This is a genomic window from Enterobacter cloacae complex sp. 418I7 (assembly GCF_050030705.1).
Taxonomy (GTDB): Bacteria; Pseudomonadota; Gammaproteobacteria; order Enterobacterales; family Enterobacteriaceae; genus Enterobacter; species Enterobacter intestinihominis.
The window spans coordinates 4,279,197-4,300,859 of sequence record NZ_JBLGUU010000001.1 but is presented as its reverse complement, the minus strand read 5'-3'; the positions used below and the strand labels follow the sequence as shown (position 1 = coordinate 4,300,859).

Here is a 21,663-nt window from a genome sequence, read left to right as displayed (position 1 = left end):
GTGCTCATGTAGGTCGGGTAAGGCGTAGCCGCCTCCCGACTCATGGCATTAAATCACCATATTCAACAGCAGCACCCCGACCAGACCGCACACCGAAATAATGGTTTCCAGCGCGGACCAGGACTTGATGGTTTCACCGATGGTCAGGTTGAAGTACTCCTTGAACAGCCAGAAGCCCGGATCGTTCACGTGGGAGAAAATCACGCTGCCCGAACCGACCGCGATAACCATCAGCTCAGGGCTTACGCCCGTGGTCGCAATCAGCGGCGCAACGATACCACCCGCGGTAATCGCCGCAACGGTTGCAGAGCCCAGCGCGATACGCAGCACCGCGGCAATAGACCATGCCATCAGGAGCGGCGATACGTTGGTTTCATGCATCATGGCAGCAATGTATTTATCCACGCCGCTGTCGACCAGCACCTGCTTAAACGCGCCGCCACCGCCGATGATCAGCAGCATCATGGCAATGATTTTGATGGAAGAGGTCAGCGTGTCGTTGATCTGATCCATGGAACGACCACGGTTAAGACCGAAGGTGAACATGGCGATCAGGACCGCAATCAGCGTTGCCATCACCGGGTCGCCCAGGAACTCCGCAACGGACAGGAACGCGTGACCTTTCGGCAGAACCATCTCTGCTACGGCACGCATTGCCATCAGGATCACCGGCACCAGAGAGGTCCAGACGCTGACGCCAAAGCCAGGCATCTCTGCATCTGTGAAGGTTTTGGCGCTGTACAGGCCTTCCGGGATGGGCTTATCAATGCCTTTCAGGAAGCGCGCATAAACAGGACCGGCCAGGATAACCGTTGGGATCGCCAGAATCGTACCGAACAGCAGGGTTTTACCCATGTCGGCATGGAAGATGGTGGCGATAGCCGTTGGACCCGGATGCGGCGGCAGGAAGCCGTGGGTGACGGACAGCGCCGCAGCCATCGGTACGCCTACGAACAGCAGCGGGATGTTGGCGGCAGCGGCGATGGTGAACACCAGCGGCAGCATCAGGACGAAGCCCACTTCATAGAACAGTGCGAAACCGACGGTAAAACCGGTTAACACCACCGCCCACTGGATGTGCTGCTTGCCAAATTTATCGATAAGGGTAGTGGCAATACGCTGCGCGCCACCGCAGTCCGCGAGCATTTTACCGAGCATGGCGCCGAAGCCCATGATCAGCGCCAGGCTGCCGAGCGTACCGCCGACACCGGCTTTAATGGAGCTGATAACTTTAACCAGCGGCATTCCCTGCATCAGACCGACTGCAAGTGCCACCAGAACCAGAGCGATAAATCCGTTCATTTTGAAGCGGATCATCAAGAGCAGTAATAACACAACACCGATAGCGACGATGACTAATGGCATGATTGACCTGGCCTTTGAATTGTTATGGGTAACGTCATTGTTTCAACGACAAATTCCGGTTGTCCCAACTGGGAACAGAGTATTAACGGCACTCATACTGATGCCTGCGAAAACGATAAGTTTAGTCGGCTGTTATAAGGGTGTTGAGTGCCCATGGGAATGATACGGGTAACATGGCGTGATTGAGAATCACCCAGGGAGGCAAAATTTGAATTATGAGACGCAGGTCAACATATAGAGGGGGAGGCAAGAAAAAGCAGGCCCGGTAAGCGCAGCGCCACCGGGCAATACAGACGGGCACTGAATTAGTAGTAAGAGTGCTCGCCGCGCTGGTGTTCGGTCAGATCGCGCACGCCTTTCAGTTCCGGGAATTCGTTCAGCAGCTGCTTCTCGATCCCTTCTTTCAGGGTTACATCGACCATGGAGCAGCCGTTACAGCCGCCGCCGAATTGCAGGATCGCCAGACCATCTTCGGTGATTTCCATCAGGGAAACACGTCCACCGTGGCCGGCCAGCTGCGGGTTGATCTGCGATTGCAGCAGATATTCCACACGCTCCATCAGCGGGGCATCGTCAGAGACTTTACGCATCTTCGCGTTTGGCGCCTTCAGCGTCAGCTGAGAACCCAGCTGGTCGGTGACGAAATCAATCTCCGCATCTTCAAGATACGGCGCGCTCAGCTCGTCAACGTACGCGGTGAGCTGTTCAAATTTAAGGGCAGTGTCAGTTGCTTCCACAGCATCCGGAGGACAATAAGAGACACCACATTCTGCATTCGGAGTGCCTGGATTGATCACAAACACGCGGATCTGCGTCCCTTCTTCCTGATTTGCCAGCAGTTTGGCAAAGTGCGCTTGTGCAGAATCGGAAATACGGATCATAGCTTTGGCCTAATAGTTGACTAAATTACCTGGGTATAATCATACGCCCATTGAAGAAGGGCTACAAGGTACGGCACAGACACCATACCTGAACTGACGCGGCGCCGCTTTGCAAAAGCAGTCGGGAAAGTTCAGCCACGGTACTGCCCGTGGTGACGACATCATCCACAATCGCGATATGGAGACCGTTGACCGGCAATTCAAGGCGAAAGGCGTTTTTCAGGTTTCTTTTGCGCGACCGGGCGTTGAGCCGGTGCTGAACGGCAGTGGCATGAATACGTTTCAGCGCAGAGGCGGGGTACCGGCAACCCAGCCAGCGGGCGAGCGGACGGCACAGCAGGTCGCTCTGATTGTATCCCCGCCGCCAGTGCCGACGCTGAAAGAGTGGCACGTTCACGAGCGTGTCGACCGACGGTAGCCCACGCGTTCTTCGCGCCTGCAATACCGCCAGTAATAACAGGCGTGCCAGTGGCTGCGCCAGCGCGAACTGGCTGGAAAACTTAAACTGATGAACCAGACGACTCAGCGGCAAAACGTAATCATCCACCGCCACCAGCGCGCTCCACGGCGGCGCTTTTTTCAGGCATCGACCACAGGGGAGCGTCTGGCTTACGGCAGGCAAGCCGCATTGCGGACAGCCCTTCAGGTAACCCAGCGCTCCCGTGCAAACGGAACAGACGCCCCACGCGCTCAGCGCAAGTGGCATTCGGCATAGCCAGCACAAGCCGGGCACTGTTAGCATACGCAACCTCCATGTGAAAAAAGAGAACGTTAACTGATGAAGACGCTGTGGTGGCAGACCGTTGGGACGGGAAATTGTCATCTTGTGCTGCTGCACGGATGGGGACTGAACGCCGAAGTGTGGCGTTGCATAAGTGAGGAACTGGCCTCGCAATTTACGGTACACCTGGTGGATCTGCCGGGGTATGGCCGTAGCCACGGCTACGGCGCGATGACGCTCGAGGACATGGCGGAGCAGGTTCTGGAAGCGGCACCGCAAAAAGCCGTCTGGCTCGGCTGGAGCCTGGGCGGGCTGGTGGCAAGCCAGATTGCGCTGCGCCATCCTGAGCGGGTGCAGGCGCTGATCACCGTTGCCTCATCACCCTGTTTCAGCGCCCGCGAGGCGTGGCCGGGCATCAAACCTGAGGTGCTGGCCGGGTTCCAGCACCAGTTGAGCGAAGATTTCCAGCGGACGGTGGAGCGTTTCCTGGCGTTGCAGACGATGGGAACTGAAACCGCCCGTCAGGACGCGCGGATGCTGAAGCAGACGGTGCTTTCCCTGCCGATGCCGGAGGTTGAGGTGCTGAACGGTGGACTGGAGATCCTGAAAACGGCCGATCTGCGTGAGCCGCTGGCGTCACTGACGGTGCCGCATCTGCGTATTTATGGCTATCTGGATGGGCTGGTCCCGCGCAAGGTGGTTCCGCTGCTGGATGCGCTGTGGCCGGAGAGTGAATCAATGGTGGTTGCCAAAGCGGCACATGCGCCGTTCATCTCTCATCCTGCTGAGTTTTGTTCGGCGCTGTCCAATTTTATCAGCGAAGCGTCCACCACTCCCTGAGGCAGGCTTTACCTTCCGGACAACTTTTACAACTGCCGGACAGACAACTGTCCGGCTCTTCCTGAATGCGCACGGCTTTCCCCATCGCCTCCAGCCTTTCCAGCATGGCATCGATCATCGGCTGCGGCGTATGCAGGCTGAGGCTGAGCTGCTTCGCCTCCATTCGTCCCTGTAACGCCAGTAGGTCACGGACCTGAATCAACGATGCCATCTTTTTTCCCCTCAGTGACAGTCGCCCGCAGGGCTACTACAGCAGGTCGTTGGGGTTTTGCGCGTTGCCAGCAGGTTAACGTCAACGCGGCTACGCGCCCGGCGCAGCAGGCCAATCACCATCACGTTAAACAGGATCACCGCGAGGATACAGACCAGGCTGTAGCGCGGATGCTGGCTGTAATTGACGGTTTGATAAAACACGGTCGCCAGCGAGTAGGCAATGTTCAGCCCCCACAGAATGGAGAAGCCCATCCAGCCGCGGCTGGACTCACGGGCAATGGCGCCCATGACCGAGATGCACGGAATATAGAGCAGGACGAAGATCAGGTAGCTGTAGGCCGCCGACGCGCTGCCAAATTTCTGGCCCATCACGCCCATTGCTCCGGTCGCCATTACGCCGTCGCCTTTGCTGGCTTCAATCGGGTTCGCCAGCACGCTCAGGCTGAAGGTGTCTTTCAGGCTCTGCCAGGTCTCTTCTACTGCACCCAGAAGTTCGTCACCGAGGCTGAACTCTGCCGGGTTGAACTCCTCTTCCTGGATGTTTTCCGCGGTGTAGAGCGTGTTCAGGGTGCCGACAACCACTTCTTTTGCCATCGCGCCGGTGAACAGGCCCACGGTTGCCTGCCAGTTGTCTTCCTGTACGCCAATCGGTTTGAAGACCGGCGTAATGATCCGGCTAACGGAGGCAAGGGCAGAGTCATTAATGTTGTCCGCTGCCTGGCCGCTCAGGGTGAAGCTGTTCAGGGCGCTCAGGAAAATGCTGACCACTACAATCACCTTACCGGCGCGCAGAACAAAGCCCTTCAGGCGTTGCCAGGTTTGGATAATCAGGCTTTTCAGGTGCGGAACGTGATAAACCGGCAGTTCCATCACGAACGGCGACGCTTCGCCACGCATGATGGTGTGCTTCAGCATCAGGCCGGTGAGAATAGCCATCACGATACCCAGCACATACAGGGAGAAGACGGCCAGCGCCCCTTCCTGACCAAAGAACGCCGCGGCAAAGACCGCGAAGATCGCCAGACGTGCGCCGCAGGACATGAACGGCGCCATCATGATGGTCATCAGGCGTTCGCGCGGTGCGTCCAGCGTACGCGCGCCCATGACTGACGGCACGTTACAGCCAAAACCGACAATCAGCGGCACGAAGGATTTCCCCGGCAGCCCCAGCGCCTGCATCAGGCGGTCCATCACGAAGGCGGCGCGTGCCATGTAACCGGAATCTTCAAGGAAGGAGAGGAACAGGTACATCATGCCGATCTGCGGCACCAGCGGCAGGACGGTGTTGATCCCGCCGCCGATCCCCTGCGCAAGGAAGATGGTCAACCATTCCGGGAAGTGGAGGGTGTAGCCCAGCCACTGAATACCGTGCACGAAGATAGCGACAGAGCCGCCATCAAAGATGGGTTGTAATGCACCGCCGATGTTTATAGCGAGCAGGAACATTACGTACATCACCAGTAAAAAGATTGGCAAACCGAGGAAGCGGTTGAGCACAATCTTATCCACGGCGGCGGTGAAGCGGCTGGGTTCAGCGGTTAATGCATTACTGACCACGTCACAGATAGCGGCGATGGCCTGATAGCGCGCATCCGCAATATGCAGGGCCGGGTCGTCGAGCTCGTCGCTCAGGCGAGCCTGTGCAACGCTCAGTTTATCCGCCGCATCGCCTGCGTAGGCGCGGCTGTAGATATCGCCTTCCAGCATTTGCAAGCCAAGCCACAGGCGCTGTCTGGCGGGCATGGCGTTGTCCATCTCCTGCGCCAGCTGCCCGGCCTCGCGCAGCAGCGGCTGGGCGTAGTGCACCAGTTCGACGTCGGCATTGCCCGTGTGGCGGTCAATTGCCAGCTTCAGGGCGTCAATGCCGCGCGCGCGGGTAGAAACCAGCGGGACCACCGGGCAGCCCAGACGGGCGGAGAGGGCGTCGACGTCGATGCGCAGCTTTTGCTTCTCGGCGATGTCGAGCATGTTAAGCGCTACGATGCAGGGGATCCCCAGCTCCAGCAGCTGTAGCGTGAGGTACAGATTTCGTTCGAGATTGGAGGCATCCACCACATTGATGAGCAGATCCGCGTCGCCGCTCAGAATATAGTGGCAGGCAATTTGCTCATCGAGAGAGGTCTGAGATGAAATTGTGGTGAGTGAATAGGTCCCCGGTAAATCAACCAGCGTGACCTGATTATCTGTCGTGGTGAACAGGCCTTCTTTGCGTTCAACCGTTACGCCTGCCCAATTTCCCACACGCTGGCGTGCGCCGGTTAACTGATTAAATAAGGTTGTCTTGCCGGAATTAGGATTGCCAATTAAGCCAATAGTTAATTTTTTCATTGTTTTAGACTCACTGAAACCGCTGGCTTGTTAACGGGATAAAGATTCAACTTCAATTAATGCGAGGTCTTTTTTACGCAGAACCAGATTAACGCGTCGGGTTTCGATATGAACAGGATCGCCCAACGGCGCCACGCGCACCACCTGGAATGATGAGCCGGGTAGCATGCCCAGTGACAGTAGCTTCTGCCGATAGGCCGGGCTTATCTCACGGGTAAAACCGATAATTTTCCACGCACTTTCTGGAGTGAATTGCATAGCGCCTGATTCCACGAGAGGTTAAATAATCAACACTGCGATGATAATGAGAATAGTTTTTATCAGCAATAATAAAAATGTGACGGGATGTTGTTAATCGTATTAATTTGCGGTCTGCTTGACCTTGCTCAATATTTGCGGGAATACCCGGGAAGGAATAAAAAGCGTATTTGTTAATGGAGTGATAAATAGCGGTTTAAATATGGATATGCAATCGGTTTCATATTTTACGATATAATTTTTCCCCTCACCCCGGCCCTCTCCCCAAAAGGGCGAGGGTGTTCAAGTTCCCTCTCCCCTTTGGGGAGAGGGTTAGGGTGAGGGGCATTTACAGGATTAGCGTTTCTTACCCATCGCCGCTGCCAGAGCATCCATCATCGCGCTGTTGCCTGCTGGCTGTGCGTCACGTCCGCGTGGCTTCGCGGCTTTCGCTGCCGGACGCTGCTGTTCACGGCCACCGCCATTACCGCCACGGCGCGCGTTAGTGTCGCCCGGCTGCTCGTCCAGACGCATGGTCAGGGCGATACGCTTACGCTGAAGATCCACTTCCAGCACTTTCACCTTCACGATGTCGCCCGCTTTGACCACGGTGTGCGGATCTTCAACGAACTTGTCGGCGAGGGAAGAGATATGCACCAGACCGTCCTGATGCACGCCGATATCCACAAACGCGCCAAAGTTGGTGACGTTGGTTACCGCCCCTTCCAGCACCATGCCCGGCAGCAGGTCGTTCATGGTTTCCACGCCGTCAGCAAAGGTCGCGGTTTTAAACTCAGGACGCGGATCGCGGCCCGGTTTTTCCAGCTCTTTGATGATGTCAGTGACCGTCGGCACGCCGAACTGTTCGTCGGTAAAATCCACCGCTTTCAGGTTACGCAGCGCGCTGCTGTCGCCCATCAGGTCTTTCAGCGCCTGCTGGGTGGCGGCCAGGATACGCTCGACAACCGGATAGGCTTCCGGGTGAACGGTAGAGGCATCCAGCGGGTTATCGCCGTGGTTGATGCGCAGGAAGCCCGCGCACTGCTCAAAAGCTTTCGGCCCCAGACGGCTCACCTTCAGCAGCTGCTGGCGGTTCTGGAACTGACCGTTCTCATCACGCCAGGCGACGATATTCTGCGCCATCATACGGGTCAGGCCTGCTACGCGGGTCAGCAGCGGAACGGAAGCGGTGTTCAGGTCCACGCCGACGGCGTTAACGCAGTCTTCCACCACCGCATCCAGCTTGCGCGCCAGCTGCGTCTGGCTCACGTCGTGCTGATACTGGCCCACGCCGATGGATTTCGGGTCAATTTTCACCAGCTCCGCCAGCGGATCCTGCAAACGACGGGCGATAGAGACCGCACCGCGCAAGGAAACGTCCAGTTCCGGGAACTCCTGCGCTGCCAGCTCAGAGGCGGAATAGACAGATGCCCCCGCTTCGCTGACGATCACTTTCTGCGCCGTCACTTTCGGGAACTGCTTCTGCACGTCGAGATAGAAACGTTCGGTTTCGCGGGACGCCGTACCGTTACCGATGGCAACCAGCTCAACGTTGTACTTCTCGCACAGCGCGGCGACCACGATAGCCGCTTTCGCTGCCTGACCGGTGTGCGGGTAAATGGTGTCGGTGGCAACCAGCTTGCCGGTGCCGTCAACCACGGCCACCTTCACGCCGGTGCGCAGACCCGGATCGAGACCCATGGTGGCGCGCAGGCCAGCCGGCGCAGCCATCAGCAGGTCGTGCAGGTTACGGGCGAAGACGTTGATCGCTTCGTCTTCGGCGCGCTCGCGCACGGTGCCCATCAGCTCGGTTTCGAGGTGCATGAGCACCTTGATGCGCCAGGTCCAGCTCACCACGCCTTTGCGCCAGCTGTCCGCCGGGGCGTTGTTCAGGCGCAGACCGAGGTGATCCATAATGATCTGCTCACAGTGGCTCTCTTTAGGCGGCTCGTCAAACTGCGGATCGGCATTCAGGGAGAGCTGCAGCATGCCTTCGTTACGACCGCGGAACATCGCCAGCGCGCGGTGAGACGGCGCGGTAGAAATGGGTTCGTGGTGATCGAAGTAGTCGCGGAATTTCGCGCCTTCGTCCTCTTTGCCGGACACCACGGTGGAGACGATATGGGCGTTCTTCCACAGGTAATCACGCACTTTGGCCAGCAGTGCCGCGTCTTCGGCGAAGCGCTCCATCAGAATGTAGCGAGCGCCGTCCAGCGCGGCTTTGGTGTCCGCTACGCCTTTTTCGGCGTCGATAAATCTGGCGGCTTCGGTTTCCGGATCGTGAGACGGCTCGTTCCACAGCAGGTCGGCCAGCGGCTCAAGGCCGGCTTCGATCGCAATCTGCCCGCGCGTGCGGCGCTTCGGTTTGTACGGCAGATAGAGATCTTCAAGTTCGGTTTTGCTCAGGGTACCGTTAATGGCTTTTTCCAGGTCACTGGTCAGCTTGCCCTGCTCGCCGATAGATTTGAGGATCGCCTGACGTCGGTCTTCCAGCTCGCGCAGATAGCCCAGACGGGTCTCAAGGTTACGCAGCTGCGTGTCATCCAGACCGCCGGTGACTTCCTTACGATAACGTGCAATAAACGGCACGGTGTTCCCTTCATCAAGCAGACGAACGGCAGCTTCTACCTGTTCGGCTCTGGCCTGAATATCACCCGCAATAATGCGGCAGAGCGACTCTTTCATCATGGTCAGTTCATCTTGTGGATCGAAAATCAGGGGGATAGTTATACGGGCTGACACCAAAAAATGCCAGCCGGGGAGGGCGCTCTCGGACTATTTAACATACTCGATTTCGTTGACGTACCAGCTTGCTTCACCCGCGGGCGTCTGGACAACGGCTAAATCGCCCACCTCTTTTTTCAGCAGGGCGCGGGCCATGGGTGAATCGATAGAAATGTAATCCTTACGACCGAAAATTTCATCATAGCCGACGATACGAAAACGCAGGGTGTCGCCGTTGTCGTTTTCAATTTCGACCCACGCGCCGAAGAACACTTTACCTTCCTGCTGCGGGGAGTAATCGACAATTTTGAGATTCTCGAGGCATTTCGTCAGGTAGCGTACCCGGCGATCGATTTCGCGCAGTCGCTTTTTATTGTACTGATAGTCCGCATTCTCGCTGCGGTCGCCCAGACTTGCGGCCCAGGTGACTTTTTTGGTCACTTCCGGACGCTCTTCGCGCCACAGGTAATCCATCTCTTTTTTGAGTTTCTCGTACCCTTCGCGGGTGATCAGAGGCGTTTTCATGGTGCTGCCTTTAATGCCGGTTAACTGTCTTTGCGCACAATACGTAGCGCACAGTGTAACAGACAAGATTAATAATGATTTATGTGATGAAATGAACAGATAAGCTGCTGTTAAATATGCTTTGTAACAATTTCGTCTAGAATTTATACCAGAATTTGCTGGTCGAACCCGTGCACTTTTTTAGAATACGCTGTTCCAGGCTTATCCGAACCTTTGGGAGTACACACAATGCAAGAGAACTACAAAATTCTGGTCGTAGATGACGACATGCGCCTGCGTGCGCTGCTGGAACGTTATCTGACCGAGCAGGGCTTCCAGGTTCGTAGCGTCGCGAACGCGGAACAGATGGATCGTCTGCTGACGCGTGAATCCTTCCACCTGATGGTGTTGGACCTGATGCTGCCTGGCGAAGATGGGCTCTCTATTTGCCGTCGTCTGCGTAGCCAGAGCAACCCGATGCCAATCATCATGGTGACGGCGAAGGGTGAAGAAGTTGACCGTATCGTCGGCCTTGAGATTGGCGCTGATGACTACATTCCTAAGCCGTTCAACCCGCGTGAACTGCTGGCGCGTATTCGCGCCGTGCTGCGTCGTCAGGCGAACGAGCTGCCGGGTGCGCCGTCTCAGGAAGAGGCCGTCATTGCATTCGGTAAGTTCAAGCTGAACCTCGGCACCCGTGAAATGTTCCGTGAAGATGAGCCAATGCCGCTCACCAGCGGCGAGTTTGCGGTACTGAAAGCGCTGGTCAGCCACCCGCGTGAACCGCTTTCACGTGACAAGCTGATGAACCTGGCGCGCGGCCGTGAATACTCCGCAATGGAACGTTCTATCGACGTGCAGATCTCTCGTCTGCGCCGCATGGTGGAAGAAGATCCGGCGCATCCTCGTTATATTCAGACCGTGTGGGGTCTGGGCTACGTGTTTGTCCCGGACGGCTCTAAAGCATGAGGCGAATGCGCTTCTCGCCGCGAAGTTCGTTTGCCCGCACGCTGTTATTGATCGTCACCCTGCTGTTTGTCAGCCTGGTGACGACCTACCTGGTGGTGCTGAACTTTGCGATCCTGCCGAGCCTTCAGCAGTTTAATAAGGTGCTGGCATACGAAGTGCGTATGCTGATGACCGACAAACTGCAACTGGAGGACGGCACGCAGTTGGTTGTTCCCCCGGCATTCCGTCGGGAAATCTACCGTGAGTTGGGCATTTCTCTCTATTCGAACGAAGCGGCGGAAGATGCCGGCCTGCGCTGGGCGCAGCACTATGAATTCCTTAGCCAGCAGATGGCGCAGCAGCTTGGCGGCCCGACTGAAGTGCGCGTTGAGGTCAATAAAAGCTCGCCGGTTGTCTGGCTGAAAACCTGGCTGTCACCCAACATCTGGGTGCGTGTTCCGCTCACAGAGATTCATCAGGGCGACTTCTCACCGCTGTTCCGATACACCCTGGCGATCATGCTGCTGGCCATCGGTGGCGCATGGCTGTTTATTCGTATCCAGAACCGACCGCTGGTCGACCTGGAGCATGCGGCATTGCAGGTTGGTAAAGGTATTATCCCACCGCCGCTGCGCGAGTATGGCGCATCGGAAGTGCGCTCGGTAACGCGTGCTTTTAACCACATGGCGGCAGGCGTTAAACAGCTGGCTGACGACCGTACGCTGCTGATGGCGGGGGTTAGCCATGACCTTCGCACCCCGCTGACACGTATCCGGCTGGCAACAGAGATGATGGGCGAGCAGGATGGTTATCTTGCAGAGTCCATCAACAAGGATATCGAAGAGTGTAACGCCATCATCGAGCAGTTTATCGACTACCTGCGTACCGGGCAGGAGATGCCGATGGAGATGGCGGATCTGAACGCGGTTCTGGGCGAAGTTGTTGCCGCCGAAAGCGGTTATGAACGTGAAATTGCGACCGACCTTCAGGCGGGCGAGATTCAGGTACGTATGCACCCGCTCTCCATCAAACGCGCGGTGGCGAATATGGTGGTCAACGCGGCGCGCTACGGCAACGGTTGGATTAAAGTCAGCAGCGGTACGGAACTCAACCGCGCCTGGTTCCAGGTGGAAGACGATGGCCCGGGCATCAAGCCTGAGCAGCGTAAGCACCTGTTCCAGCCGTTTGTGCGCGGCGACAGCGCGCGCAGCACCAGCGGAACCGGTTTAGGCCTGGCGATTGTGCAGCGTATTGTTGATAACCATAACGGACTGCTGGAAATTGGCACCAGCGAACGGGGTGGTTTGAGCATTCGCGCATGGTTACCGGTGCCGGTTTTACGGGGGCAGGTGAAAGAGAGTTAAAAAAGGGTGGGGCCTGATGCCCTCACCCCGGCCCTCTCCCACGGGGCTGAGGGTTCCCCACAAATTAATGCGAGCACTGAGCAATCCCCTCGCCCCTCCGGGGAGAGGGTTAGGGTGAGGGGAATATACGGCGGTGGTGGTCATTCCGTTCACTTAATGTTCCTTGCTACTCTGTAACGACATGACCGGTGAACGTGCCAGGGTGGCTCAGTCGCCACCACCCTGGCGACCCGGGCTCCCGGCGGTAAATCGCCGCTTCGCGGTGCCCTCGGCTTATTCCTTCCGGCTTATCGGGTACGGGCGGAGGCAACGTCCCTGTAAAGCCGCCCTCTCGGCGCATCCCTGCGCCTCGCCCCGGCCTGCAGGAAACGCCTCAGCGATTTACAGCCGGACCAGGGCATCGCTGACAGCCCTCAGTCATTTAGAAAGCAACTTTATTGCTTCTGCATAAAAAAATTACTGGGGATCCCTCAGCCCACGGGGAGAGGGAGAAAACATTAAAAAAGGCAACTTTCGTTGCCTTTTTGCTTTTACCTTGGTCCCGCACTCACCAGCGCAGCACCCGCCGGGGTGTCGGTATACTTCTCGAAGTTTTCGATAAACAGTTTCGCCAACGATTCTGCCTTCTCACGCCACTGTTCCGGTGAACCATAGGTGTTGCGCGGATCGAGGATACGCGTATCCACGCCAGGCAGCTCTGTTGGGATCGCCAGATTGAACATCGGCAGCGTAAAGGTCTCGGCGTTATCCAATGAACCATCCAGAATCGCGTCGATGATGGCGCGTGTATCTTTGATGGAGATACGTTTGCCCGTCCCGTTCCAGCCGGTGTTCACCAGGTATGCCTGTGCGCCGGATGCCTGCATGCGTTTCACCAGCACTTCCGCATACTGCGTTGGGTGTAGCGACAGGAACGCCGCGCCGAAGCAGGCGGAGAAGGTTGGGGTTGGCTCGGTCACACCGCGCTCGGTACCCGCCAGTTTAGCGGTAAAGCCGGAGAGGAAATGGTACTGAGTCTGGCTGGCGGTCAGGCGGGAAACCGGTGGCAGCACGCCAAACGCATCCGCGGTCAGGAAAATCACCTTCGTGGCATGACCCGCCTTCGACACCGGCTTCACGATGTTCTCGATGTGGTAGATCGGGTAAGAGACGCGGGTGTTTTCGGTTTTGGACGCATCGTCGAAGTCGACAGAGCCATCGGCACGCACGGTGACGTTTTCCAGCAGCGCATCGCGGCGAATCGCGTGATAGATATCCGGCTCTGCCTCTTCAGACAGGCGAATGGTTTTCGCGTAGCAGCCGCCTTCAAAGTTAAACACACCGTCGTCGTCCCAGCCGTGCTCGTCGTCGCCAATCAGACGACGTTTTGGATCGGTGGACAGCGTCGTTTTACCGGTGCCGGAAAGGCCGAAGAACACCGCCACGTCACCTTTTTCACCGACGTTCGCCGAGCAGTGCATGGAGGCGATACCGCGGAGCGGGAGCAGGTAGTTCATGACCGAGAACATCCCTTTCTTCATTTCGCCGCCGTACCAGGTACCGCCGATCAGCTGGATACGCTCGGTCAGGTTGAAGGCGATGAAGTTTTCGGAGTTCAGACCCTGCTCTTTCCACTGCGGGTTGGTGCATTTCGCGCCGTTCATCACGATAAAGTCAGGGGTGAAGTTTTGCAGTTCTTCATCGGTCGGACGAATGAACATGTTCTTCACGAAATGCGCCTGCCAGGCCACTTCAGTGATAAACCGAACGGAGAGACGGGTGTCGGCGTTAGCGCCGCAGAAAGCATCGACGATGAACAGACGCTTGCCGGAAAGCTGATGGGTGACGAGCCCTTTCAGATGCTGCCAGGTTTCAGGAGAGAGCGGTTTGTTATCGTTCTTCCCTTTGCCTTTATCGGCCCACCACAGCGTATCGCGGGTGGTATCATCTCGGACGATGTATTTATCTTTCGGCGAACGGCCGGTAAAAATACCGGTATCGACGGCGATAGCACCAAGATTCGTCAACACACCTCGCTCGTACCCTTCCAGTGCCGGATTGAGCTCTTCCTGATACAGCGTATCGTAATCGGGGTTGTAGACCACTTCCTGGACGTCGTGAATACCATAAGCCTTGAGATCTTGCGGGGTTAAACCATTAACACGCATATCACTGCTCCTTAGCCAATATGTACTGCCTGAAATTGTAGGGTTTTTCTGGGGATGTTAACCGCGACGGGGCTCATAGATTTACGTATCTGGTCAAAACCCTTACTAACGGAAAACGCTGCGACTCCAGTCACAGGGCGGGCAGATTATCGCAGGAATCGCTTTTTGGTTGGGGAAAATGTTCTTAAAAGGTTAATCTCTGGTGAATTTATCCAGAAGAATGTGAATGTAATCGCATACATGAAAGAAAATTACGTAAGAGTTACATTGGGAAAACGATTCAGGTCTCTTGGGTCAGCTATTTTCAGAGTTTGAGGTGGGGGCCAGACTTTTGCCTTGATGAGACAATAGATTTTTCATGAACAAGGGATGAGAAATGGAAAACCGTGAGACGTTATCTCCTTCAACGCGCGTAGCCGTCGTGCTGGCGGGGGCTCTACAGGGCGTAATTTGGTATGTAATTACGTGGTATATCGAGTACGCAAAATTGCCATCGGATACGCTGTGGCTGATGTGTGTAGTACCTGCCACCGTGGTAATGACAACCACGTTGTCTCTTGCCATGACGTCATTCAGAAAGCCATTGTTGTGGCTGTCACTCGGGATGATCGGCGCGGCAGTCGCGGGTATGGGCGGCTGGCTTAAGTGGAGCGTTGCAGGACTCGAAAGCTGGAATCTCAGAGATGAGATGCTCGTTTTCGGCTTTCATCTGCTGCTGATGACGCTGTTCGTGTTGCCATGGCTTCAGCGGCGTCTGGATCCCGTCCCGACTACCTCGTTCTACAGCGACTTTTATCAACGAAACTGGCATAACGCGCTGACGCTGCTCATTATTTTTGTTTCGAATGGTCTCTTCTGGCTGGTGCTTTTCCTCTGGGCCGAGCTTTTCGAACTTATCGGCATCGGCTTTTTTGATCGGCTTTTCTTTCATTCTGACGGATTTATTTCAGTGGCGATTGGCGTGGTTTCAGCCAGTGCGGCCGTGCTCACGCGTATGCAGGTAAGGTTAATCCTTGCCCTGCAAAATCTGCTGACCCTCATAGCCACCGGTCTGCTTCCCCTGATGGCGGCGCTGGCGCTGCTCTTTATTGGCGCGTTGCCTTTTGTCGGCTTTGAATCCATTTCAGCCAGAATATCCGCCGCGGGCTTGCTGACCACCTTAGCGCTGCTGCTGTTATTCCTGGTGACGATAGTGTGGCATCCACAGCGTCAAACGCTGCCTTAATATGCCCCGCTGCGAGGGATGATTCGCCTTGCTGTGGCTATCGTACCCGCGTACCCGGTTCTGGCGGGGTGTACGCATTTCGCAATACGGCTGGTCACCCGAGCGTCTGTACGGGGTATTGATAACCATCGTGGCGCTGGTCTGGGCGGTCGGTTTTTGCGCCAGCGTTCTGATTCAGCGCCGTGAACCGCAGAAGATCCATGCGTACGTCATACCGGCGACCGGGCTGCTTTCCCTCATTTTCCTGGCGTTGATCCATACCTCCGTGCTGGATCCGTGGCGAATAAGCGTTGCAAGCCATATGGCCCGCTATCAGGACGGCAGAATAACGGCGGATCAAGTCAGCCTGTATATGCTCAGTAACGCTGGACGAAAGGGGCGGGAGGCAATGCTCACGCTGCAAAACGATCCGCAGTTTATCTCTAACCCAAAACGCCAGCGTGAAATAAATGGTCTTCTCTCCAGGAACGCTGGCGGAGCAGGTAAGATGACCGCCGCGATGCTGGAAAAACAGGTCCAGCTCGCACCGGGAATGGCTCGTCCTGATAAGGCATTGTGGCAAGCCATGCTCAGCAATCAGTATCGCTTTGAGAGCTGCGATAGCGCCCAGAGTAACTGTTTACTCATGCCGCTGGATCTTAACGGCGACGGCAAGCCTGAAGTCGTGCTATTTCAATTTACCGATCGCACGATCGTGGCTTACACACAAACCAACACGGGCTGGAGGATCGCCGGGGACGCGTGGAAAATGCCGGAGGCATTGACCAGAGAAGAACTTGACCGCGCATTAAGGCAGAGGAAAGTGAAATCTGTCGTGAAGCCCTGGGCGGATATTGAGATTTTTGGGGAGCGTGTCGATATGAGCTACGACAGTTACAATAATGCGCGGCGGCGTTAGTGCTCTTTCTTGCCGGGTGGCGCTACGCTTACCCGGCCTACAATTAGCAATCATATCAAAAAATTGCACAATTCATTGTAGGCCCGTGCAAGCGTAGCGCCGCCGGGCAACAGGCTCAGAGCTTAGTGAACCTGCGGATCCGCCGGAGAGGCGTTATTGCGGATCTCCGCGATATCCATCGAATTGAACACGTAGTGCGTACCACAGTAGTCACAGTGCATATCGATTTCACCGTCTTCCACCATGATGCTGTCGATCTCTTCATCCGGCAGCGTTTTCAGGGCGCCAGCACAACGCTCGCGGGAGCAGGTGCACTTAAATTCCACCGCCTGCGGATCGTAAACCGTCACTTCTTCTTCGTGGTAGAGACGCCACAGCACGTCGGTCGCCGACAGGGTGAACAGCTCTTCCGCTTTGATGGTTTCCGTCAGCGTTGCCAGATGTTCGAAATCATTGGTCTGCGCATCCTGCGCAGGCAGAACCTGAAGCAGCATACCGCCGGCAGCAGGCTGGCCATCCACTTCACCGGTGCGGATGAACAGACGGGTTGGCAGCTGTTCGGAACGCATGAAGTAATCTTCCAGGCAGGCGGCAAGCGTATCGCCTTCCAGACCGACAACGCCCTGATAGCGCTCACCTTCTTCAGGCGAGATCGTGATAACCAGGTAGCCATTTCCGACCAGCGTTTTCAGATCCGCATTTTCAGGGATATCGCCCTGAACGCGCGCCACGCCGCGCATCTGCTGCTGGTTATTGCCGTTGATCACCGCCAGTGACATTGGGCCATCGCCCTGCAACTGGACGGTAATATCGCCAGCGAACTTCAGCGTGGCGGTCAGCAGGCTGGTGGCAACCAGCAGTTCGCCCAACAGGGTTTTTACCGGCAGCGGGTAGTTGTGGTTTTCCAGAATCTGTTTCCAGGTTTCGGATACGGTGACCAGCTCGCCGCGCACGGCGAATTGTTCAAACAGATAGCGGTGTAATTGGTCGTGTTGGGCCATTTTCATCTCTCATGCAGGTGAGGGTTACTCGCTCTCACCGTGTTTAAATTTCATCAGATCGCGGCGCTCTTTTTTATCCGGTCGCCGGTCCGGGTGAGGCATCGTCAGCGCGTTCATTTTGCGCGCCAGCGCGGTTTTCTCGCGCTTCTCTATGCTTTCGGCCGTCTCTTCATACAGCAAAACGGCTTCGGTTGCGGGCCGCCGCTGTTCGGTAATGGCTTTCACCACCACCGTTTTCTCATCGTTGCCCTGGCGAAGCGTTAACGTGGCATTCAGTTCAACCAGCTTGCTCGGTTTGCTGCGCTGACCGTTGTAATGCACCTTTCCGCCGTCAACCATTTCTCGGGCAAGGGCGCGCGTTTTGTAAAAACGGGCGGCCCACAGCCATTTATCCAGTCTTACCCCATCAGAGGGTTTTTCTTTCATGGCGTCTCCTTCACGGTGAGTGAGGGGATCATCCGGCGATAGTCGTTCAGCCCCGGATGTCGCAGATAGCTTTTTTCAGCCAGGCCGGAATCAGGATTGGTCACGCCCAGACAATAGCGAATGCCAAATGCGGCCGCAGAATCCAGAATCGGCTCGCTGTCGTCAATGAACAGCGTGCGTTCCGGCTGTAAACCGGTCTCTTCCACCACGGCATGCCACAACTGCTGATCCTCTTTCGGATAACCAAATGTGTGGGTGGAAAGCAATAAATCAAGGTGCGAAGCAAGACCGGTATGTTCCAGCTTCACGGCCAGGTTATGGGGATGCGCATTTGTCAGCAAAATACGGCGCTTACCGCAGGCTTTCAGCGCGTCCAGGAACGGGACCGTATCTTCGCGCAGTACGGCGCGTGCGCCCTGGGCGGTGGTCATGGCGCAAATATCCAGACCGAGTCGCTCGCTCCAGTAGTCAAGACAGTACCAGTTTAGCGTATGCTGCACCGCGCTATATTGCGAACGAATGAATTCCTGCGCTTCCGCCGGGGAGATCCCCTGCTGTTCACCGTACGTTTCCGGAACCAGCTTTTGCCAGAAATAGTTATCAAAGGCGAGATCAAGCAGCGTGCCGTCCATATCAAGCAGGACGGTATCGACCGCCTGCCAGTCGATATTAAGATGCATAAGGGGGAACTCCAGCCAGAAGAAACGTGCGCGACAGGGTAGCACAACTTGTCGCGCAGGGACGTTATCCGATCAGGCTCTCAGAAGAGGAGATCAGTTTCGGGTTTAGGCAATTTTCGTAGTAGGCCTGGATTTCTGCCAGTCGCGTGCGGGAGCGCTGATAGCGGCGTACGGCCTGATAACCGTTCCAGACAATACACGCCAGCATCGCAATCAGCAGCAGGGATGTCCCTACATAGCGCCACAGGCCAGCGCTATCCGGCATACGGTGCAGGCCAATATGACGCGTGCCGTTGGCGTCGGTAAAGAGGGTAGTGACGATCCCTTCCGCGCTGAATGGCGTCTGCATCAGCATCTGCGCCAGACGCTGGAATTCGCTCCACTGCTCCTGGGCTGGATAGTCATACAGCGAAACCTGCGGATAGGGTTGATCCACCAGGTCGCTGCCTTCATCGCTGGCAATCACAAAACCGCCAGGCGCCGGGCTGTTAAGCGCCTGGGCGGCACGGGTGGTTTCACGCATCACGAAGGGGGCGGTAGAGGTCGCCACCAGGTTATCCAGCGACTCGGCGCTGACCGGACGCAGAAGCACATTCACACCATCGAGGCGTCCCGCTTCGGCGCGTTTCACCAGCGCGTCCCAGTCTTTGCTGTTGCCGAGGTTGACCAGCGCGTTCTTCAGCCGGATACAGTCATCCTGAGCTGAGCAGAGATCTTCTGTTTTCAGGACGATTTCGCCAAAGTCATCCAGCAGCACCATGCCGGACTTCTGAATGGCCGAACGCAGGGCAGGGCTGACGCGAGAATCATCATCCGGTTTTGGATGGAGCTGGCGATTAATCGTCTGGGTGAGCGCGGCAGCCTTATTGACCACATCCGATTCCGGAAGCGGCAGCGGAGAGGCGTCATTCCAGATGATCTGAGAGCAGTCGAACGGCGCGAACGGCGAGTTCTGGCGCGTGTTCCAGGCGCCCGGTGAGTGGATATTACACATCCCGGTGCCTTTCAGCCGCAACGTATCCCCCACGCGTACACCCGCTTCTTCGAGCTGCTGTACGCTGGTGGCTTCCACGGTTTGCGCCCCTTTGATCCATGACAGGGTAAATTTAATCGGCATATCCAGCGGCACGAAAAGCAGCAGCATGAGGAAGATTAACGCGGCGCCACCGGCAATCACCGCGCTGCGAAGCCAGTGCTGAAGCGGGAAGTTTTTTACTTCGTCGTGCAGGGATAAGTAACGTCCCTGGCGTACAACGTGGCGGTCGAGATAGATATCAATATCCGTTTTGTGGCCCAGGTCCTGCGCAATCCACGGCTGCCAGTGGCGCGGATAGATAAGATCGATGATCCCGAGCGAGATATTGTTGATATGTTCCTGATCGTTTTCGCCGAACAGTCCCCAGCGTTTTGGGGTTCCGCGCAGGCAGTGAATTTCGCGTAATGACGTTTTTGCCGGCGGGGCAAATATGCCCCACAGCCCGGCGGCCAGAAGCAGTACTGCGCCGCCCGCGAGCCACGGAACAAACACGTCCGGCGTCAGCAGGCAGATGAAAAAGAGCAGGAACGAGACGACAATCAGCACCGCTTCGCGAATGCCATCCGGGCGGCTCAGGACGTACTCTTCATGCGTTTCCTGGCGGATGTTGAGCAGTTCAATCTGCTCTGTCTCTTCACCACGAATAGAGGCCTGCGTTCCGCTTGCGCGTTCCAGCGCAAAGCGTGGCGCTTCCTGAACATATTCGCTCAGAGTATGACCATTAAGGGAGATAACCAGCGGCAGCGTATCGGTATGGATGAGCTCGACGCTGTTTTCGTCGTTGATATACTGCTCCCAGAAGGGAGGCAGGTGCACTTCAACAGAGTCGAGATAGTAACGCCATTTGTTGGGATCGTCGGTTGTGATGCCGTAGCGGGTAATAGAGCGCGTTACGCACAGAACGGTGTCGCTTTGGGCGTTAAGGTTGAGCGATACGGGGGCGGCGCTGGCGCCGGTAGGGCCAGGCGAAAGCCGGGATCGGTTCAGCGTGTCGAGATACTGCTCAACGGTGCTACGTTCCTCTGGCGAAAGCTTGCGCGTGTTTGCCCCGGCAAACGCGTTCAAAAAGGGCAGCCGATAACGGCGATGTACGCGGCGCCTGAATACCCACACCGCAATCGACGCGCAGGCCAGCACAGCAGCGAGAAAAATCAAAATGGTGCTCATGCTTTCCCCATCTTACTTATCTTCTTACAGGTGTTGTCAGTCGCACCTTTTGTACAATGAATGAGATTCTGTGGTCGGCTATCGGCAAGTATGGAGTCTAACTTGAGCATGTTGACGCGCATCCCAGTGACCGGTAATGATAACAAAGCCTGTTCCGGCGCGATATCAGCAAATTCCTGGAAACTTTTCAACCTCTTGACATTTGTTTTGAAATGAGAATTGCCTACAGTTACGTTGCATAAATGTAAATAAAGAGCAATTGACATTGCCGAAACCGTGCGGCGTATCGCACAATAAAGCCAGTTCACCCAGCAAAGACCCGTCAAGATGACCAAACCCTTACAAAAGCCCACCATTCTGAATGTTGAAACCGTCGCAAAATCGCGTCTGTTTAATGTTGAAAGCGTGGATCTGGAGTTCAGCAACGGTGTGCGTCGTGTTTATGAGCGTATGCGCCCCTCCTCGCGTGAAGCGGTGATGATAGTGCCTATCGTCGACGAGCACCTGATCCTCATTCGTGAATACGCTGTGGGCACAGAATCCTACGAGCTGGGCTTCTCCAAAGGACTGATCGATCCGGGCGAAACGGTGTTTGAAGCGGCAAACCGGGAGCTGAAAGAAGAGGTCGGCTTTGGCGCGAAAGAGCTGACGTTCCTGAAAAAGCTGAGCATGGCGCCGTCCTATTTCTCCAGCAAAATGAACATTGTTGTCGCGGAAGATCTCTATCCTGAATCGCTGGAAGGAGACGAGCCGGAACCGCTGCCGCAGGTTCGCTGGCCGCTGGCCCACCTGATGGATTTGCTGGAAGATCCTGACTTTAACGAGGCACGCAACGTGAGCGCACTGTTCCTGGTGCGGGAGTGGCTGAAGGGGCAGGGGCGTTTGTAGCGCCACCCGTAAAAACGGCAACCGATGGTTGCCGTTTTGCATTACGCTGTAGGCCGGGTCAGGCGTCGCC

At 56.3% G+C, this 21,663-nt stretch carries 19 protein-coding genes; 6 read left to right on the top strand and 13 right to left on the bottom strand.

What is annotated here, in order from left to right:
* Positions 1-48: 48 nt before the first annotated feature.
* From gntT to gntX, 3 genes are all read right to left on the bottom strand, one after another.
* The gene (gene gntT, locus ACQG0S_RS20820; RefSeq protein ID WP_023298788.1) at positions 49-1,365 is read right to left on the bottom strand and encodes a gluconate transporter; all 1,317 of its coding nucleotides are present in this window, start codon (positions 1,363-1,365) and stop codon (positions 49-51) included.
* Positions 1,366-1,670: 305 nt separating this feature from the next.
* The gene (nfuA, locus tag ACQG0S_RS20815; protein ID WP_003861601.1) at positions 1,671-2,246 is read right to left on the bottom strand and encodes a Fe-S biogenesis protein NfuA; all 576 of its coding nucleotides are present in this window, start codon (positions 2,244-2,246) and stop codon (positions 1,671-1,673) included.
* A gap of 61 nt (positions 2,247-2,307) precedes the next feature.
* Entirely contained in the window at positions 2,308-2,988 is a 681-nt protein-coding gene (gene gntX, locus ACQG0S_RS20810) for a DNA utilization protein GntX (RefSeq protein ID WP_023298787.1), read from the bottom strand.
* 36 nt (positions 2,989-3,024) lie between these two features.
* Between gntX and bioH the strand changes: the two genes are divergently transcribed.
* The gene (bioH, locus tag ACQG0S_RS20805) at positions 3,025-3,807 is read left to right on the top strand and encodes a pimeloyl-ACP methyl ester esterase BioH (protein WP_023298786.1); all 783 of its coding nucleotides are present in this window, start codon (positions 3,025-3,027) and stop codon (positions 3,805-3,807) included.
* Here bioH and feoC read toward each other — a convergent pair.
* The 5 genes from feoC to greB all read right to left on the bottom strand — a co-directional run bounded on the left by feoC (position 3,782) and on the right by greB (position 9,834).
* Complete coding sequence (gene feoC / locus ACQG0S_RS20800; RefSeq protein WP_015571443.1) at positions 3,782-4,018, bottom strand: [Fe-S]-dependent transcriptional repressor FeoC; 237 nt, start codon at positions 4,016-4,018, stop codon at positions 3,782-3,784. The two genes, bioH and feoC, sit on opposite strands and share 26 nt — an antisense overlap.
* An 11-nt stretch (positions 4,019-4,029) precedes the next feature.
* Positions 4,030-6,348 (bottom strand): Fe(2+) transporter permease subunit FeoB, encoded by a 2,319-nt coding sequence (feoB, locus tag ACQG0S_RS20795; RefSeq protein WP_058645894.1) that lies wholly within the window; start codon positions 6,346-6,348, stop codon positions 4,030-4,032.
* Between the two features lie 30 nt (positions 6,349-6,378).
* Positions 6,379-6,606, bottom strand: a complete 228-nt coding sequence (gene feoA / locus ACQG0S_RS20790; RefSeq protein WP_022649633.1) for a ferrous iron transporter A — start codon at positions 6,604-6,606, stop codon at positions 6,379-6,381.
* 336 nt (positions 6,607-6,942) lie between these two features.
* Entirely contained in the window at positions 6,943-9,273 is a 2,331-nt protein-coding gene (locus tag ACQG0S_RS20785; RefSeq protein WP_048966618.1) for a Tex family protein, read from the bottom strand.
* A gap of 87 nt (positions 9,274-9,360) precedes the next feature.
* Positions 9,361-9,834, bottom strand: coding sequence for a transcription elongation factor GreB (greB, locus tag ACQG0S_RS20780; RefSeq protein ID WP_022649631.1), 474 nt, complete (start codon positions 9,832-9,834; stop codon positions 9,361-9,363).
* Positions 9,835-10,062: 228 nt separating this feature from the next.
* On the opposite strand from greB, the gene ompR reads away from it, so the two are divergent.
* Both ompR and envZ read left to right on the top strand, forming a co-directional pair.
* Positions 10,063-10,782 carry a two-component system response regulator OmpR gene (ompR, locus tag ACQG0S_RS20775; RefSeq protein ID WP_001157751.1) on the top strand — a complete coding sequence of 240 codons (720 nt, stop codon included), beginning with the start codon at positions 10,063-10,065 and terminating at the stop codon, positions 10,780-10,782.
* Positions 10,779-12,125: a two-component system sensor histidine kinase EnvZ gene (gene envZ, locus ACQG0S_RS20770; RefSeq protein WP_003861615.1), complete on the top strand. Its 1,347-nt coding sequence runs from the start codon at positions 10,779-10,781 to the stop codon at positions 12,123-12,125. Before ompR ends, envZ begins: the two co-directional genes overlap by 4 nt.
* A gap of 530 nt (positions 12,126-12,655) precedes the next feature.
* On the opposite strand, the gene pckA is transcribed toward envZ, so the two are convergent.
* Positions 12,656-14,272, bottom strand: a complete 1,617-nt coding sequence (pckA, locus tag ACQG0S_RS20765; RefSeq protein ID WP_032626808.1) for a phosphoenolpyruvate carboxykinase (ATP) — start codon at positions 14,270-14,272, stop codon at positions 12,656-12,658.
* 376 nt (positions 14,273-14,648) lie between these two features.
* Between pckA and ACQG0S_RS20760 the strand changes: the two genes are divergently transcribed.
* Both ACQG0S_RS20760 and ACQG0S_RS20755 read left to right on the top strand, forming a co-directional pair.
* Positions 14,649-15,497: a hypothetical protein gene (locus ACQG0S_RS20760; RefSeq protein ID WP_225303530.1), complete on the top strand. Its 849-nt coding sequence runs from the start codon at positions 14,649-14,651 to the stop codon at positions 15,495-15,497.
* A gap of 28 nt (positions 15,498-15,525) precedes the next feature.
* Entirely contained in the window at positions 15,526-16,395 is an 870-nt protein-coding gene (locus ACQG0S_RS20755; protein ID WP_225303531.1) for a DUF4153 domain-containing protein, read from the top strand.
* A 122-nt stretch (positions 16,396-16,517) separates the two neighbouring features.
* On the opposite strand, the gene hslO is transcribed toward ACQG0S_RS20755, so the two are convergent.
* The 4 genes from hslO to ACQG0S_RS20735 form a co-directional block, all read right to left on the bottom strand.
* Positions 16,518-17,402, bottom strand: a complete 885-nt coding sequence (gene hslO, locus ACQG0S_RS20750; RefSeq protein ID WP_162268585.1) for an Hsp33 family molecular chaperone HslO — start codon at positions 17,400-17,402, stop codon at positions 16,518-16,520.
* Positions 17,403-17,420: 18 nt separating this feature from the next.
* Positions 17,421-17,822 (bottom strand): ribosome-associated heat shock protein Hsp15, encoded by a 402-nt coding sequence (gene hslR, locus ACQG0S_RS20745; protein ID WP_003861618.1) that lies wholly within the window; start codon positions 17,820-17,822, stop codon positions 17,421-17,423.
* Positions 17,819-18,502, bottom strand: coding sequence for a GMP/IMP nucleotidase (gene yrfG / locus ACQG0S_RS20740; RefSeq protein ID WP_426750740.1), 684 nt, complete (start codon positions 18,500-18,502; stop codon positions 17,819-17,821). Before yrfG ends, hslR begins: the two co-directional genes overlap by 4 nt.
* A gap of 64 nt (positions 18,503-18,566) precedes the next feature.
* The gene (locus ACQG0S_RS20735; RefSeq protein ID WP_169440809.1) at positions 18,567-20,705 is read right to left on the bottom strand and encodes an intracellular growth attenuator family protein; all 2,139 of its coding nucleotides are present in this window, start codon (positions 20,703-20,705) and stop codon (positions 18,567-18,569) included.
* 327 nt (positions 20,706-21,032) lie between these two features.
* Here ACQG0S_RS20735 and nudE point away from each other — a divergent pair, with 327 nt between their 5' ends.
* Positions 21,033-21,593, top strand: coding sequence for an ADP compounds hydrolase NudE (gene nudE / locus ACQG0S_RS20730; protein WP_003861622.1), 561 nt, complete (start codon positions 21,033-21,035; stop codon positions 21,591-21,593).
* Positions 21,594-21,663 lie beyond the last annotated feature (70 nt).